Raw genomic sequence first — 16,396 nt, 5'->3', positions numbered from 1 at the left:
CCATGTGACCGACCCCACCGGCAGCGTTATCTTAAGTAATGGTTTGAACCAGGGTGACAGCAGCATCACAATGTTATTGGTCAGCCACAACAGCATCGCCCCAAAGGCAAATCCTGCCATTAAGCGTTGCCCAATCGGGCGAATCGCTACTACATTAACGACACTTGCTGCAGCCAAGCCGACAAAACTTAAAACGCCCACGCGGCTTACCACGCTTGCCGTGACGACCGCAACAAGGGTTACCACCAGCATACGCACGGCAGCCACAGGCACGCCCAAGGCTTTGGCTTGGCGTTCATCTAGGCTCATGATGGTTAAAGGTTTGACTAAAAATAACAAGATAACGGGCAGGATTAAGCTTATTAGCACAAAAAACTGGCTATTTTGCCAACTGGTTTGGGTTAAGTTACCGCTTTCCCATGCCATAACGCCCATTACCCTTTCTGAGAAAAAAATCATCAACAGTGAGGAAATAGCAGAAAACAAAATATTGACCACCAAACCACCCAAAATGAGCACCACAGGATTCATACGGCTGTTGGCGGCAATCGCAAACACCAAGCCCATACTCAGCAATGCGCCAACAAATGCCACCCAAAAGCTACCATACAAGCCAAAACTGGGAAAAAACAGCGTCACAATTAATAAAGCCAATTGTGCCCCTGTTTCTACCGCAAGGGTACTATCTGAAGCAAGGGTATTTTTGACCAATTGTTGTAGCAAGACACTGACTACGCCCAGTAGTCCCCCGGCAAATATCGCCACTAACATAGTCGGCAAAATTTGTAACTGCGCCACCATTTGCACTAAGGTTAGCGACTGTGAACGGGCAAATAATAATCCCAATGAATCATGCCAAGTGGTTTTAACAACCAAAGCCGTGGTTATTAAAACCAGCGATAATAAGCCACTAAAAAGCCAACAGGCAGGGGCATTCAAGGGCTTGGTAATTCGCTGATTATCTCGCTGGTTCTGTTGTAGCCTAGTTTTATTACCCATGCGCCTTGCCCCCTAACCAATGAGCCTGATTTAATCGCTCGCCAAATACCACCATAGAAGACACACCGCCATACAGCCAAATCGGCGCTAATACTGCCATACAGCGGCTATTTTCAGCCCTTGCGCCATAGCCTAGCCGCTGCCACAGCAAATTCTTGGCTAATTCTTGACGTAGCATAGGACTAAACGGCTCAACCACTACCAAACAGGTATCATCATCAAGTTTTGCCAAATCACTCAATACCAACGAATTAAATCCCCAAAGATTACCTTTACCCATCTGATCTTCAAGTGTAATCAAATTTAACCCCATCACCTCAAATGTCGGTCGAAACAGACTATTGTTGGTATAAATCCGCAAATTATTGCTATCGGCAAACTGCACCACCGCAATTTTTTTGATGTGAGGATGTGTTTGGCGAAATGTCGCACCAAGCTTGCCAAGCTGTTTTTTTGACTGGGTTAAAAATTGCTGGGCGCGCTGCGGCTGATGAATAATTTCACCCAGCTGAAGTGTCGGTTCAGCATAGTCCTGCCAAGTCGCTATCGCGTTTTTTGACATAAAACTCACCGACTTATGGGGTGTGTTGCCGTAAGCAGGTCTTAGATGAGCATAAAAATCATTATCAATAATCACAATATTTTCAGAAAGTGAGGTGAGTTGGGCAAGCCGTTCAAAGTTTGGGGTGAATCGTTCCCCAATATCGATAATATCACTTGGCAGCGCGGGCGTCCCCACCCATTCACGGTAGCTTTTGGTATCGCCTGTGGCAATCGGTGGATAGCCTAGGGCGGTGAGTGTCGAAGCCACCGCCCAATCAGGGGTGATGACTTTGACGCTGTGAGCCTCTGCGGGGGGCGCTTCAAGCTTTAAATCCCGCTGAGGCTGGCACGCTGTCAAAAAAAACAAAACAATTAGCAAGCAAAAAGCTCTCATCACACCACCGCCACTTTATTACCGGTGACTGGGTGACTTAATAAATGCAAATTGATACCAAAAATCTGGTCAAGCACTTGCGGTTGCATGGTACTGGCGATATCACCAACATGACAAAGCTTGCCGTTTTTTAACGCAATAAACTCATCACAAAACTGTGCCGCAAGATTAATATCATGAATAATAATCACAATCGCCTTGTTTTTCTGCCGTGCCAAATCACGAATGAGACGCAGTATTTCAACTTGATAGACGATGTCGAGCGGGGCAAGTGGTTCATCAAGTAGCAAATAGGGCGTATCTTGGGCGATACACATGGCAAGCCATGCCCTGGCGCGCTCCCCTCCGGATAGCGTTGCCACTGATTGCTCGGCAAACGGCGTGACTTGGGTCAGCGCCATTGCTTCACGCACCTTAGTATGGTCTTGTGGCGTAGGCTTTTGTAGCCATTTTTGATAAGGGTATCGCCCTAACATCACCAGTTCGGCAACGGTAAATTGACTGGCATCAGGCAATTTTTGCGGTAAATAGGCGACTTGTTGGGCGAGGGTTTTTGGCGGTAAATCAAAGATTGATTTGTCAGCAAAATCCGGTAATAAAATCTGTCCGCTAGTGGGGGTGGTTTCCCCTGCCAAAGCTTTAATCAATGTCGATTTACCCGAACCGTTATGCCCAATTAAGGCATAGATTTTTCCCTTCTCAATGGTGACATTGATGTTGTGTAAAAGGGTTTTTTGTTGGCGCATGACGGTAAGCGATTGGGTGGTTAGCATGAGTTGACCCGGGTCAAAGTTTTAAAATAGCAAATCATAGCATTGATGATAATAATTATCATTAATTTTTATAAATAAGAATTAATATCATTTAAGATATTGATAACGATTCTCATTCACACTATAATACAGCGATTTCAAAAGTTTCCCTAAACATACAGCGCTATAACTATGTCTATCCAACGTCACGCTAACTTTAGTCCAGCCCATTTCTCAAACGATATTAGCAGCATAGTCGATAAAAAGTCGGGCACGTTGGCACTGATTGGTGTATTGAGCTTACATGGTATCGTAGCGATTAGCTTGGCAAATATGGCAACGCCTGATATCAAACCGCCCAACGTCACGCCACCGTTAGAAATTAGCTTTATCGCGCCACCACCTGCGCCAACCAAGCCTGAAGAGATGACGGTAACAGCCGAGCAACAACCGATAAAACAACTACCTAAGCCCGTCGAAAAGCCAACAGAAAAGCCCATAGAAAAAATAGCAGAAAAACCAAAAGAAAAGCCGATAGAAAAACCCATCAGCAAGCCTGTTGAGAAAACAGTCGAAAAACCGATTGCTAAGAAACCTGTAGAACAACCGATTAAACCATTACCCGAACCGTCGAAACCAGCTGAAAAAACTATCGTCAAGCCGCCACAGGTTGACCAAAACATTGTCATGGCAAGGCAACTAGCCCTCGCCAATGAGCGAGCCGAACAGGCGCAAAAAAAACAACTTGAGCGCCAGCAAGCACTCGCCAGACAGCAAGACTTAAAACAACAACAAGAATTGGAACGGCAACAAGAATTGGAACGCCAACAAGCGCTTGCACGGCAAAAAGCGTTGGACAACCAATTAATTGAACAACAAGAGCGCGAGCGCAAACAAGCAGAAATAGATCGTCAAAAAGCGCTAGCTGATGCCAAAGCCAGACAAGCAGATGAAGCTAGGGCGAAAGCCGAAAAGGCAAAACAACAACAAGCCGACAAGGATAAAGAAGCCCAACAAGCGCAAAATAATTCACCTGTGAGCTTTTCGGCAGGGCAAGCAAGTTGGCGGCGGCAACCTAGCTTTAGCTGTCATAGTGAAGACCTGGAAAACGGCGCATTAACAGCGATTATTCGCTATACGGTGGACAAACAAGGCAATCCAACCAGCGTCACTTTAGCCAAATCGACCGGCAATGTCAGAGTCGATAGACAACTGTCTATGCAGGCTAAGAGCGGCAAATTTAACCCCTTTACCAAAAATGGCGTACCGGTGGTAGGTATTGTCAATCTACCGGTTCGCTGTCAATAACTATGATTGTTAAAAAAATCCGTTCTTCATGAAACTTATCACTGTACAAATCGCTTTAACTAACATCACATGCCCAGTGTAGATATAAAAAACCCTCTAAATAAGCTATTTAGAGGGTTTTTCTTAGAGATTTTTGCTAGCTGATGAATTAATTGTATTCAATAACAAAGTCTTCAGTGGCTACGCGTACTTTTGCCATAGGCGCAATCCAATCACGTGCTGGATCTGAGACACCCACGTACATGATTACGATGCTTTTTAGCCCCAATTTCTCTAAACCTAATACCTCGTCAATCAGCTTAGGATCAAAGCCTTCGGCAGGGCAACTGTCTACTTTAAGCTCTGCTGCTTGAGCCAACGCAAGTCCCAAGCCAATGTAAGCTTGGCGAGCGATATGTTCAAAGTTTTCGTCTGCGCTTTTTTTGGCCACACTTGCTTTGAGCATGGAAGTATAACTATCAAAACGCCCTCTAGGTAAGCCACGCTCATCTGTGGTCATGTCATACACGGTATCAATTTTTTCGGCGCTATAATCCTGCCAACCTGCAAAAACAAGTACGTGAGAACATTCTTTCATGCAGTCAGGATTGAGCGCACCCGCCACTAGCCGCGCTTTGATGGCTTGGTTTTTGACCACGATAACTTTAAATGGCTGCAATCCCGATGAGGTGGGCGCCAGTCGAGCGGCTTCGATGATTTTGTCGATATTTTCTTGACTCACGCTTTGGTTTGGATCAAAGGCTTTGACGGCATGGCGCCATTGTAAGTTTTCAATCAGTGACATGAAATATTCCTAATCTAGTGATAAAACTATAATGATAATAGTAGAGCGATAAAAGTTATTGTCCGAGCCTTTAAACAAAGCTAAAGAAAGCTCGATGTTACCAATTTTGTCATTGGCTGTTAGAACGCTTGAATGGCTTTCAACTTGCTCAACTAAACGGTAAATGTGCCCAAATGGGTCTTTGACATTTGAGCACGCCGCTTGCAATGGAAATTATGTTAAATTGATTATGCCACTACTTGGGTATGCAGACGTACGTCAACATTGCCGCGCACGGCATTAGAATACGGGCAGACTTTGTCCGTCGTTTCAACCAAGTCTTTCGCTTGTTCTTCGCTGACGCCGCTAAGTTCAATATACAAATCGATGTCAAGCGCATAACCGCCTTGGGCATTCATGCCCAGTCCCACAACCGCTGAGGTTTTTGAGCTGACGCCTTCTAGCTTCATACGCTGTGCCACATGAGTCAACGCATTGTCAAAACAAGCGGCATAACCCATGGCAAATAATTTTTCTGGGTTGACGCCTGTGCTATTTTGCTCAGGGGATTGTAAATCAAAGCCCAGTGAACCATCTTCTAGTGCAACGTGACCTGAGCGGCCGCCTGTTGAGGTAGCGGTTGGGGTTTTATAAAAAATTTTCATAAGAGTACCTTTTTTGAATGCTTAACTTGCGTGAATGAATGAAAAAATCGGCGATAGACGTTACAACATTCGCCACGGTATTTAGGTTTTAATATTTAAGTTTTAAAAAATTATATTTTACACAATATAATTTTCGGTGCCTAGATAAGGTAATAAAATTCTCACACGCTGCATACAAACTAATAACAAATGACTAAAAATGCTAAATCTAACGATACCCTAACAAGACGCATGATAATAGACAAGACGCAGGCAGATAGCGCTTAACGCTAAAAATTTGTTTAAGGATTTTTGGGTGATAGATTGTGGGTACACTCGCTTGTATGAGTCGGGCAGAGTTTTTTCGCCACTTGCTGTAGCAGATCTATTGCTTCGTCATCTAACTGCATGGCAGCTAACATAGCACTAGGAATGGACGCGGCTTGGATTTTTAGGGCATCCCCTTTGGCAGTGAGCGATATTTGTACTACCCGTTCGTCTTGTGTGGCACGCTCACGGTGCACAAAGCCTTTGGCTTCAAGTCTTTTAAGTAAAGGGGTAAGTGTGCCGGTATCAAGGTCTAAAAAATCGCCCAATGTGCCGACAGTTTGTGGACTTTTTTCCCATAGCACCAACATGACAAGGTATTGTGGATAGGTCAAATCCAAGGCTTTTAGCAGGGGACGATAGTGGTTAGTGATACTTTTTGACAGTGAATAAATGGGAAAACATAACTGGTTACTCAGTTTGAGGGCATCAAGGCTCATCGTATTTTTTGGGACTCTAGAGATGAAAGGGTCATTGACCACTATAGGAAAAAACACATCTTTGTGCAATCATTAACCACAATTGGCGGTCTGTGCGGTCAAGCAGTTGATAGCCGATGATAGTGCATAATGTGACAAAGATGGCGGGTAAATAACGGCATTTGTTTTTAAATTCATAATCTTGCATAATGGGTTTGGTATACTAAAAATCAAGGTGGGGATATGCTAATTGAGCCTTGGCACTGGCTGATTTTGGGGTTAGTGCTGATTATTCTTGAACTATTCTTGACCAGTTTTGTGAGTTTATCGATTGGTGTGGCAGCGATTGTGGTGGCCGTTTTGTCATGGTTATTACCGTTTAGCTGGTTTTTTTGGCTCATGGTATGGCTGATACTGTCGGTGATTTTTACTATCATTGGCTTTAAATTTATCAAGCCGTATATGCAAAATCGTACCACAGCAGGATTGGGTTCAGGGGTTATCATCGGGGAAACAGGCATGATTATTCAAAGTCCGCAAGCAGATAAATTGGGCAAGATTCGTTTTAGTGTGCCAATTTTTGGGGCGGATGAGTGGGTGTGTCGTAGCTACCAAAGCGCACCGCTAGAAGTTGGCGATAGAGCCATTGTGGTGGATGTTATTGGAAATGAGTTGCTTGTAGAATCCACCAAGCATCAATAAGCATTAATAAGCATCAATAAAGGAATTGTCATGGAAGCGTTGAGCGGTATTGGTATTTTTTTGGTCGCCTTTGTGCTATTTACCCTTTATAAAGGGGTAAAAATCGTACCACAAGGGTTTAAGTGGATTGTACAGCGTTTGGGTAAGTACCATCAGACCTTAGAGCCTGGGTTGAATTTTATCATTCCTTATGTCGATAACGTGGCATATAAAGTAACTACCAAAGATATCGTGCTAGATATTCCATCGCAAGAGGTAATCACCCGTGATAACGTCGTGATTATCGCCAATGCGGTGGCGTATATCAATATCGTGCATCCAGAGCGTGCCGTGTATGGTATTGAGGATTATGAGCAGGGCATTCGTAATTTGGTACAAACCTCACTGCGTTCTATCATTGGTGACATGGATTTTGACAGTGCGTTATCATCGCGTGACCAAATCAAAGCCGCGCTAAAAATGTCCATTTCTGATGATATTGCCGATTGGGGAATTACCCTAAAAACCGTGGAAATCCAAGATATTAGCCCATCACCTACCATGCAAATGGCGATGGAAGAACAGGCGGCTGCGGAGCGTCAACGCCGTGCTACAGTGACCAAAGCGGATGGGCAACGCCAAGCAGCGATTGCAGAAGCTGATGGACGTCTTGAGGCGTCACGGCGTGATGCCGAAGCGCAAGTGGTACTGGCACGAGGCAGTGAGCAATCAATTCGCTTGATTAGTGAAGCGGTGGGCGAGCGCGAGATTCCGCTGCTATATCTACTAGGTGAGCAGTACATCAAAGCCATGACTGATATGTCAAAATCACCGAATGCCAAAACCGTGGTACTGCCTGCTGATATCTTAAATACCGTGCGCGGTATGATGGGGGAAGTGGGCGATAAAATCCACCGTCCTTAACATTGGGCGTGACTCATCTGCTAATTAAAACGCTGACTGAAACCGCATCACCTTGCGGTTTTTTATTCGCCAAAATTGGGTAATCATGACATTTTAGGATATACAGTATGCGTGAAATGAAAAATTTACTATTGGTACTACATACCCCATCAGATAATACCCAGCGATTAGCAGAAGTTGCAAAATCCGCCACACAGCTAGCGGATATTGATAACGTCACCGTGATTGTTAAAACACCGTTACAAACCCAAGTGGAAGATGTGTTAAAAGCGGATGCCATTATCATTGGCACAACCGAAAATTTTGGTTATATGGCGGGGCTGACCAAGGATTTTTTTGAGCGAATTTATTACCCGGTGCTTGAGCAAAAACAAGGACTGCCTGTGGCGTGTTATATCCGTGCTGGGCTTGACGGTACAGGTAGCAAACGCGCGGTAGAGAGTATCGTCACAGGATTGCGTTGGCGCTGGATACAACCGCCTTTAGTATTAAAAGGTGAATGGTCAAGCGCATTTGATGAGCAAGTCGCTGAGCTTACCATGGCAGTCTGTGCAGGTTTATCATTGAATATTTTATAACGGCTTTAGCATGATTTCCGAGTAAATTACTCAAGTTTTTTTCCGCGTGATTATCAAGTTTGTTATAATATCAACAATTTCACATTGTATGACACGCTGTAAGGATAGTTATGACCCGTAAGCCTGAACTTTTATGCCCTGCTGGCACTTTTCGTAATATGCAATATGCGTTTGCCTATGGCGCAGATGCCGTCTATGCGGGACAAGCACGTTATAGCTTGCGGGTGCGCAATAATGATTTTGATGAGGAAAATCTTGCCAAAGGGATTGCCTACGCCCATTCACTCGGCAAGCATTTTTATGTCGTGGTCAATATCCAAGCGCATAATGCCAAGCTTAAAACTTTTATCGAAGACATCCGCCCTGTGATTGAGATGAAACCCGATGCGCTGATTATGTCAGATGCTGGGATGATTATGATGGTACGTGAAGCCTTTCCAGAGCAGGTGATTCACCTATCGGTGCAGGCGAACGCGGTGAACTGGGCAACGGTCAAGTTTTGGAAACAAATGGGCGTCAGCCGCGTGATTTTGAGTCGCGAGCTGTCACTCAAAGAAATCGAGCAAATCATCGCTGAAGTGCCCGATATGGAAATTGAGGTGTTTGTGCATGGGGCACTTTGTATGGCGTATTCGGGTCGTTGTTTGCTCTCTGGGTATATCAATAAACGCGATGCCAACCAAGGCACTTGTACCAATGCCTGTCGCTGGTCATACAACACCTATAAAGCAGAAGAAAACGAAACGGGCGATATCGTGCCTACGCAGCCTATCAGCCAAGCTATCAATAGCCCAGAGGTTTTTGTGCCTACTCAAGCCACGCAAGAAGATGCCATTCAAACTATCAATCTAAATGGTGATGTGGTGATGGGCGATGACTATGTACAGCAGCCATCAGATGAAGTGGTACTGATTGAAGAACAAGGTCGACCAGGCGAATTGATGGCGATGTTTGAAGATGAACATGGCACTTATATTATGAATTCTAAAGACTTACGTGCCGTTGAGCTAGTCCCTGAGCTGACCCAGATGGGCGTACACTCACTCAAAATCGAAGGCCGTACCAAGTCGCATTATTATGTGGCGCGCACCGCGCAAGTGTACCGCCAAGCGATTGATGATGCCGCCGCTGGCAAACCATTTGATACAGGTTTAATCACCGCACTCGATGGGCTAGCCAATCGCGGCTATACCGAAGGCTTTTTACGTCGCCACGTGCATAGTGATTACCAAAACTATGAATATGGGTCATCAAAAACTGATCATCAGCAGTTTGTTGCCGAGATTAGCGACATTACCCCAACACGCTTAACCTTGGTAATTAAGAACAAATTGATGGTGGGTGACACCATCGAAATCATGACGCCACAGGGTAATTTGAGCTACCCTCTCAAAGAAATGTGGAATAAACAAGGTGAGCCGATTGATGGCGCTTTAGGCTCTGGCTGGGTGTGTCAAATCGCCAATCCGTTTAAAGAGATGCAAGATGATGTATTGCAATTTGCGTTAATCATGAAAAGCGTCAGTGAGCCAATTTTTACCTAAGGTAGTGTTGTCGCGGTATCAGGCGGGATTTTAAAGCCATTGAGACGACTTTGGCGGGAATTTAGCGGACAACTTTCGGTTCGTTAACGGTAAAGCAATTCACACTCGCGACAGCTGGCATGAGATTTTACACAGCTTATGGCAATCTCGAGACTGGCAGTCTCAACCGCTATTGTCTGACCGTGTTCGCTATCACTTTTTCTCACGCACCGAATGTATGATCACTTTGTATTATAAACATGAACCGACGGCAAATGTCATGCAGGAGTTGTGGATGCAAGATGACAGTGTATGGTATATGAGGTATGGCGCCTAAGTGCGGTGTCAATCGTTAATCGCTAATCGCTAAAGGTATTAATTGCTAAAGGTAAAAACAGACTACAAGACATGGCATTAAAAATCACTTCCGACTGTATCAATTGCGACATTTGTGAGCCTGAATGCCCAAATGAAGCCATTAGCTACGACAATAAAGTACAAAAAACTTACGTCATCAATCCTGACTTGTGCACCGAATGCATCGGGTTCTATGATGAGCCAACCTGCGATAAGGTCTGTCCGATTGATTGCATCATCAAAGACGATGAGCATCCTGAATCGCCCGAACAGCTACTTGCAAAATATAAGCAAATTTGGCAAAAATAATACTAACAAAAAGTTGCGGTAAATGTTGCCAAAACATTTTACTATAAGTTAATCAATTTTTTTTGAAGTGATTACTGGCATTTTTTATCAAAAAACAACATTCAAAGTAACATTTAAAGTGACATTCATGGTTAAAAAAAATAACAAAGCGACTGAGCCTCAAGCACAGCAATCGAAGCGCTCAGCACAGCCTCGCAAACAAAAAAACAAAGCTAAAAAGCGTCACGTTGTCGCTAAGGTGATTGGCGTCGGTGTGACAGCTACAGCGGCAACGGGCGTAACTGCTGTCCTAGGCAGTTATGGCGCATGGCAATATGCCAAGCAGCAATATAAAGCGCGCCGTTTATATACCCCTGCATTTAGCGGTGTTGTCACCAATCAGCATTTTAAAGGTAAAGTGCACAAAGTCGGTGAGTATTTAACCTTTGTCACCGATGGCGCTACCTATGCGCTCAATGACCCATTACTGCGTATCCAATCACTGTATCAGTCCAATAAAACACCTACTGACAATCAAGCCAGTCATCAAACCAAGCTTATGGATCAGGTGCATTGTGATGATGTCACTATTGTTGCGGAACTCAGTGAAAAAGGACATTATGGTTATTTAGGACATTTGGACTACCAGTTAACCGTGGTGGACACCGCAGATGATGCCATGAATTTTTAATGGCGTTTTTTAATAGAGTATAGTATAGCTTTCGTGACATACGAATGATTATAACCACCCAAGTTGAACCATCATCAAAGGAGCTGAAGATGACAACAAAATTTATCCCAAAACCTTATCGTATCGAGCGCAATGACTGCCAAGCCATGCTGATTGATATACAAGAAAAACTTGCGCCCCATATTGCCGAACATCGAAAATTACTCAAAAAAACAGCGATTTTGATTCAAGGTCTACAAACGCTCAATATTCCCATTATGGTTAATGAGCAATATCCCAAAGGACTGGGGCATACTTTGCCAGAGTTGACGCAGTTACTATCTGAAAAAAATACGCCAGTTTTTGAAAAAACAACCTTTAGCGCCTGCGATACGCCAACTTCTTGGCATCATATCGCCCAGCAAAATCGCAACAATGTGATTTTATTTGGCACAGAAACCCATGTCTGTGTCATGCAGACGGCGTTAGATTTACTCGATAACGGTATGCAGCCCATCATTATCACTGATGCGGTGGGCTCGCGAGACCTGTATGACCGTAAAATTGCGATTCGTCGTATGCGCCGTGCCGGTGCGGTCGTCACCACCACTGAAGCAATTTTATTTGAGCTGTGTCGTAGCTCAGAAGACCCCGCGTTTAAGACGATTTCAGCGCTAGTCAAGTAAATATGACTCAGACCCTGCATGATTAAGAGGTATTTGATGCAACCACTTATTGATTATCTGTTGGCATTGGATGCCTTAAAATCAGTCAACCGCCGCAACTATACGACCCAACTGTCTGCAAACACGCCACGACGTCTTGAAAATTCAGCCGAGCATTCATGGCATTTGGCGATGGCGTGTTGGGCAGTCGCGCAGCATTTCAAACTGGATGTCAATCATGAAAAACTGCTCAAACTGGCATTGGTTCATGACTTGGGCGAAATTGAGGCGGGTGACACATTCTTATATGCTGATAAACGCTCGCAGGCGCATGTTGATGAGCGCATTGGTGTAGAAAAACTGGCAACGATGATGGGCAACCCCGTTTCAGAATTGTTAACGCTGTGGGATGAGCAAGAAACAGGTCATAGTGCTGAAAGCAAACTAGTTAAAGTAGTGGATAGGCTATTGCCCTTTATGCTCAATATGGTGACAGATGGCGGTGCGTGGACAGACCATCAGGTCAAGCGCTCCCAAGTCGAAGCCGCCCAAGCCTTTATCAGACAGGATTTTCCCATCATTCACGACTGGATAACCGAGCAAATTGCCATTGCGGTACAACAGGGTTGGTTGATTGAAGATTAAACATAAAAAAACGTGCGACATAGGCACGTTTTTTTAACTCGCTATTTTTAAAATCACTAACAGTTAAACAATCTCTGGCGATTGGTTATTATCAATTACCGCCTCATTGACTGTCACAGTTTTACCGGGTGTCATCGAGGGTAATTCATACATGGTATCGAGCAGCGCATTTTCAACAATGGAGCGTAGACCGCGAGCACCCGTACGACGCTTTAAGGCTTGTTTGGCAATCGCCACCAGCGCATCATCGGTAAACGATAACCTCGCATTTTCCATCTCAAATAAGTACTCGTATTGTTTGACCAGCGCATTTTTTGGCTCGGTTAAGATTTGTACCAACGCTTCTTCATCCAGTTCTTCCAATGTCGCCACCACAGGCAGACGACCAATTAGCTCTGGAATCAGACCAAATTTAATCAAATCTTCTGGCTCAACTTGCTTGAACAATTCACCGGTTTTTTTGCCGCTATCTTTGGCTTTTACCTCAGCGTTAAAACCGATACCGGTTTTTTCGGTACGCTGTTGAATGACATTGTCGAGACCGGCAAACGCACCGCCACAAATCACCAAGATATTACTGGTATCGACCTGAATCATCTCTTGGTTTGGGTGCTTACGACCACCTTGCGGTGGAATATTGGCAACCGTACCTTCAATTAGTTTCAACAGCGCTTGCTGTACGCCTTCGCCAGACACATCACGGGTAATCGAAGGGTTTTCGCTTTTACGGCTGATTTTATCAATTTCATCGATATAGATAATGCCTTTTTGCGCTCTCTCGACATCAAACTCTGCCGCTTGTAACAGTTTTTGTACGATGTTTTCCACGTCTTCACCGACATAACCTGCTTCGGTCAAGGTAGTCGCATCGGCGAGCGCAAATGGGACATCAAGTAGGCGGGCAAGGGTCTGCGCCAGTAAGGTTTTGCCAGAGCCCGTTGGACCAATCAGCAAAATATTACTTTTTGATAGCTCAACCATCGCATTATCGGCGCCAAGTGTCGTCAACGCTTTATCTTCACTCAGCTTTTCACTCACCTTTAAGCGTTTGTAGTGATTGTAAACGGCTACCGCCAAAGTTTTTTTGGCTTTATCTTGACCGATGACATACTCATCTAAGTGGCTGCGGATTTCTTTGGGCGTTGGCAATTTGCGCGCTGCCCAGTTTTCACCCTCATTGGTATCACTACCGTCGCTGCCCGATGACTTTGATTCGGCGATTAAATCATCGCACAGTTCAATACACTCATTACAGATATTGGCGTCTTGACCTGCAATTAGCTTTTTGACTTCATGTTTGGCTTTACCACAAAACGAGCAGTGTGGCTCAATGTCATTTTTTGACATAAAAAAACGCTCCTAAAATTATGCTTGTCTTAATTGCTTTGTGATTGTGTAACCTATTAAGCAATGCTTGGACGTTTTTCTAATACTTCATCAATCAGACCGTATTCTTTGGCTTCTTGGGCATCTAACCAATAGTCACGCTCGACATCACGGGCGATTTTCTCAAGTGGCTGACCGGTACGTTCTGCCAAGATTTTATTTAAGCGTTCACGGATTTTTAGGATTTCACGCGCATTGATTTCAATATCGGTCGCTTGACCTTGTGCACCGCCTGACGGTTGGTGAATCATCACACGCGCATTGGCTAAGGCATAGCGTTTACCTTTTTCACCCGCTGCTAGTAAGAATGAACCCATGCTATAAGCACCGCCCATACAAATCGTTGACACTTGTGGCTGGATAAAGTTCATGGTGTCAAACACCGCAAGACCCGCACTCACAGAGCCACCTGGTGAATTGATGTACAAGTTAATGTCTTTTTCTGGATTTTCCGCTTCTAGGAACAACAACTGGGCGACAATTAAATTCGCCATGTGGTCTTCAACTTGACCGGCTAAGAACACCACACGCTCACGCAATAAGCGAGAATAGATGTCAAATGAGCGCTCACCGCGAGCCGATTGCTCGACCACCATAGGTACTAAAGCACTTTGTGGTGACAACACGTCACGGGTTACGGTATTTTGGATTTGACTCGTCGCGAAAGGCGAGTCCAAGAATTTTTCTAACATGTTATTGTCCTTTTTAAATATGCAAAAGCCCTTATCGTTTATAAGGGCAATTGGCATAAAAACAAGTTACTAAGCTGACTAAAAATACATTCTTAAATGCCTAAGCTTAAATATCTAAGCTTAAATGCCCAAGAATGGATTAAGCCAATTATTACATCATCGCTTGTTGTTGGCTAGCCAGTAAATCTTGGTAAGATACTTCAGTATCAGTCACTTTACCTTGAGACAAGATATGATCGACCACTTGATCTTCTAACACTACCGCTTCGATGTTGGCACGTTCTTGCGCATTGTTGGTGTAATAGTCGATAACTTCGTTTGGATCTTCGTAGTTTTCTGCCATTTCGTTGATGTATGTGGTCACACGTTCTTGGTCAACTTCAAGTTTGTTTGACTCAATCAGGCTTGAGACGATGATACCAAGGCGGGCAGCGCGCAGGGCTTGCTCTTCAAATAATTCGTTTGGTAGCATATCTTTGTTAAAAGTTTTAGGATCTGCACCAAATTGCTGGGCAAAACGGTTTAACATCATGCTGCGTTGGCGATCGATTTCTTGCTCAAGCATCGATGCAGGTACGTCGATTTCATTTTTTTCAAGTAGGGCGTTAAATGCCGCTTCTTTCACTTGGTTACGGGCAGCGCTTTTTACTTCGCGCTCCATGTTTTTACGCACGTCTGCTTTAAGTTTGTCTAAGCCGCCTTCTGTTACCCCAAATGCTTCAAGGAACTCATCGTTTAATTCTGGTAATTGTGATTGCTCAACTGATTTGACGTTGATTTTGAACTGTGCTTGTTTGCCTTGTAGGTTTTCAGCTTGGTAATCTTCTGGGAACGTCACGTCGATGGTTTTTTCTTCGCCTGCTTTCATGCCTTTGATACCATCTTCAAAGCCTGGAATCATACGACCACTGCCTAAGACTAGGCTAAAGTCTTGTGCGCTACCACCTTCAAATTTTTCACCGTCGATTGAACCTTCAAAGTCAAACTTGACTTGGTCGCCTTCATCTGCGGCATCATCTTTGGCAACGTAAGTTTGGCGTTGCTTTTGTAGGTTTTCAATCATGGTGTCAACATCTGCGTCGCCCACGTTGGCAACTTGACGCTCAACTTCGATGTCTGATAACCCTTGAACTTCTACTTCTGGGAATACTTCAACCGTTGCTTGATAAACCAAAAAGTCGTTTTCAAGTTTCACGTCATCAATGTTTGGCATACCCACAGCGCGGATGTTTTCTTGACGAATCGCATCAAATACGGTATCGCGAATCACATCATTGATGACTTCTTGTTGGATACCTGCGCCATATTGGGCGCGAATGTGTGATACGGGCACTTTACCTTTACGGAAACCGTCGATTTTAGCGGTTTTTGCCACTTGGTTGATGCGTTTTTCCACGCGACCTTGAATGGTTGACACAGGTACTTTAACCGTGATTTGGGTTTCAAGATTTGATTTTTTGTTGGTAGTTACTTCTAAGTTAGTAACTGTTGAATCTGACACATTTGAATTTGACATAACAAAACCTTCCATAAAATATCAAAAAAGAGCAGCGTGGGTGCCACTCATAAGGGTAAATAGCGATAAGTTATCAGGCTTTTAAGGTGATTGAAAAAAGCCTATAAAATACGCAATCCAAAATCTGTTGGTTAACGCATGCTAAAAGGCAAAAATTAACCGAAAGTGGTATAGTATAAATTAATCATCTAGTAAAGTAAAAAAATTGTTGCTGTAAAATCTCTGTATCGGCTACCTTAGCAGTCACACCCTGTCTATCTGCAAGAGTGTGAGTTGAAAACCTTTACTTTATCAATTTCACTACTTTACTTCATCAATTGCA

The 16,396-nt window shown here is 44.1% G+C and carries 18 protein-coding genes; 9 read left to right on the top strand and 9 right to left on the bottom strand.

The genetic code is table 11. The features are described 5' to 3' along the window. The 3 genes from RTR63_RS09685 to RTR63_RS09675 form a co-directional block, all read right to left on the bottom strand. The coding region (locus RTR63_RS09685; RefSeq protein ID WP_312523962.1) for an iron chelate uptake ABC transporter family permease subunit at positions 1-999 on the bottom strand (999 nt) is incomplete at its 3' end. Next, on the bottom strand, positions 992-1,900 hold the full coding sequence (locus tag RTR63_RS09680) for an ABC transporter substrate-binding protein (RefSeq protein WP_312523961.1): 909 nt from the start codon (positions 1,898-1,900) through the stop codon (positions 992-994). The genes RTR63_RS09680 and RTR63_RS09685, both read right to left, overlap by 8 nt. Positions 1,901-1,935: 35 nt before the next feature. After that, positions 1,936-2,709 (bottom strand): ABC transporter ATP-binding protein, encoded by a 774-nt coding sequence (locus tag RTR63_RS09675; RefSeq protein WP_095356722.1) that lies wholly within the window; start codon positions 2,707-2,709, stop codon positions 1,936-1,938. Positions 2,710-2,880: 171 nt separating this feature from the next. On the opposite strand from RTR63_RS09675, the gene RTR63_RS09670 reads away from it, so the two are divergent. Beyond that, on the top strand, positions 2,881-3,996 hold the full coding sequence (locus RTR63_RS09670) for a TonB family protein (RefSeq protein ID WP_312523959.1): 1,116 nt from the start codon (positions 2,881-2,883) through the stop codon (positions 3,994-3,996). A 148-nt stretch (positions 3,997-4,144) separates the two neighbouring features. Here the strand turns inward: RTR63_RS09670 and RTR63_RS09665 are convergent, their stop codons facing one another. The 3 genes from RTR63_RS09665 to RTR63_RS09655 form a co-directional block, all read right to left on the bottom strand. Next, positions 4,145-4,780: an NAD(P)H-dependent oxidoreductase gene (locus RTR63_RS09665; protein ID WP_312523957.1), complete on the bottom strand. Its 636-nt coding sequence runs from the start codon at positions 4,778-4,780 to the stop codon at positions 4,145-4,147. 227 nt (positions 4,781-5,007) lie between these two features. Beyond that, entirely contained in the window at positions 5,008-5,424 is a 417-nt protein-coding gene (locus RTR63_RS09660) for an Ohr family peroxiredoxin (protein WP_312523955.1), read from the bottom strand. A gap of 281 nt (positions 5,425-5,705) precedes the next feature. Further along, positions 5,706-6,170: a MarR family winged helix-turn-helix transcriptional regulator gene (locus RTR63_RS09655; protein WP_312523953.1), complete on the bottom strand. Its 465-nt coding sequence runs from the start codon at positions 6,168-6,170 to the stop codon at positions 5,706-5,708. A gap of 222 nt (positions 6,171-6,392) precedes the next feature. On the opposite strand from RTR63_RS09655, the gene RTR63_RS09650 reads away from it, so the two are divergent. The 8 genes from RTR63_RS09650 to RTR63_RS09615 all read left to right on the top strand — a co-directional run bounded on the left by RTR63_RS09650 (position 6,393) and on the right by RTR63_RS09615 (position 12,480). Then, positions 6,393-6,851, top strand: a complete 459-nt coding sequence (locus tag RTR63_RS09650; RefSeq protein ID WP_312116616.1) for an NfeD family protein — start codon at positions 6,393-6,395, stop codon at positions 6,849-6,851. Positions 6,852-6,881: 30 nt separating this feature from the next. Further along, positions 6,882-7,754 carry an SPFH domain-containing protein gene (locus tag RTR63_RS09645; RefSeq protein WP_050324924.1) on the top strand — a complete coding sequence of 291 codons (873 nt, stop codon included), beginning with the start codon at positions 6,882-6,884 and terminating at the stop codon, positions 7,752-7,754. Positions 7,755-7,861: 107 nt separating this feature from the next. Beyond that, entirely contained in the window at positions 7,862-8,332 is a 471-nt protein-coding gene (locus RTR63_RS09640) for a flavodoxin family protein (protein WP_082168271.1), read from the top strand. 110 nt (positions 8,333-8,442) lie between these two features. Continuing rightward, complete coding sequence (gene trhP / locus RTR63_RS09635) at positions 8,443-9,876, top strand: prephenate-dependent tRNA uridine(34) hydroxylase TrhP (RefSeq protein ID WP_312523950.1); 1,434 nt, start codon at positions 8,443-8,445, stop codon at positions 9,874-9,876. 387 nt (positions 9,877-10,263) lie between these two features. Then, entirely contained in the window at positions 10,264-10,521 is a 258-nt protein-coding gene (locus RTR63_RS09630) for a YfhL family 4Fe-4S dicluster ferredoxin (protein ID WP_050324926.1), read from the top strand. 127 nt (positions 10,522-10,648) lie between these two features. Then, the gene (locus RTR63_RS09625; protein ID WP_312523948.1) at positions 10,649-11,191 is read left to right on the top strand and encodes a hypothetical protein; all 543 of its coding nucleotides are present in this window, start codon (positions 10,649-10,651) and stop codon (positions 11,189-11,191) included. An 89-nt stretch (positions 11,192-11,280) separates the two neighbouring features. Beyond that, the gene (locus RTR63_RS09620; protein ID WP_219331837.1) at positions 11,281-11,856 is read left to right on the top strand and encodes a hydrolase; all 576 of its coding nucleotides are present in this window, start codon (positions 11,281-11,283) and stop codon (positions 11,854-11,856) included. Positions 11,857-11,892: 36 nt separating this feature from the next. Beyond that, positions 11,893-12,480, top strand: a complete 588-nt coding sequence (locus RTR63_RS09615) for an HD domain-containing protein (protein ID WP_312523944.1) — start codon at positions 11,893-11,895, stop codon at positions 12,478-12,480. Positions 12,481-12,543: 63 nt separating this feature from the next. Here the strand turns inward: RTR63_RS09615 and clpX are convergent, their stop codons facing one another. The 3 genes from clpX to tig all read right to left on the bottom strand — a co-directional run bounded on the left by clpX (position 12,544) and on the right by tig (position 16,074). After that, a complete protein-coding gene (gene clpX, locus RTR63_RS09610) occupies positions 12,544-13,827 on the bottom strand; it encodes an ATP-dependent protease ATP-binding subunit ClpX (protein ID WP_312523942.1) in 1,284 nt (427 codons plus the stop codon). Positions 13,828-13,883: 56 nt separating this feature from the next. Then, entirely contained in the window at positions 13,884-14,558 is a 675-nt protein-coding gene (gene clpP, locus RTR63_RS09605; protein ID WP_257620036.1) for an ATP-dependent Clp endopeptidase proteolytic subunit ClpP, read from the bottom strand. A 151-nt stretch (positions 14,559-14,709) separates the two neighbouring features. Further along, entirely contained in the window at positions 14,710-16,074 is a 1,365-nt protein-coding gene (gene tig, locus RTR63_RS09600) for a trigger factor (RefSeq protein ID WP_050325015.1), read from the bottom strand. Between the last annotated feature and the right edge of the window lie 322 nt (positions 16,075-16,396).

The organism is Moraxella sp. CTOTU47724, from assembly GCF_032014955.1.
GTDB classification, from domain to species: domain Bacteria; phylum Pseudomonadota; class Gammaproteobacteria; order Pseudomonadales; family Moraxellaceae; genus Faucicola; species Faucicola tetraodonis.
This window is presented reverse-complemented; position numbering and strand designations above follow the sequence as displayed.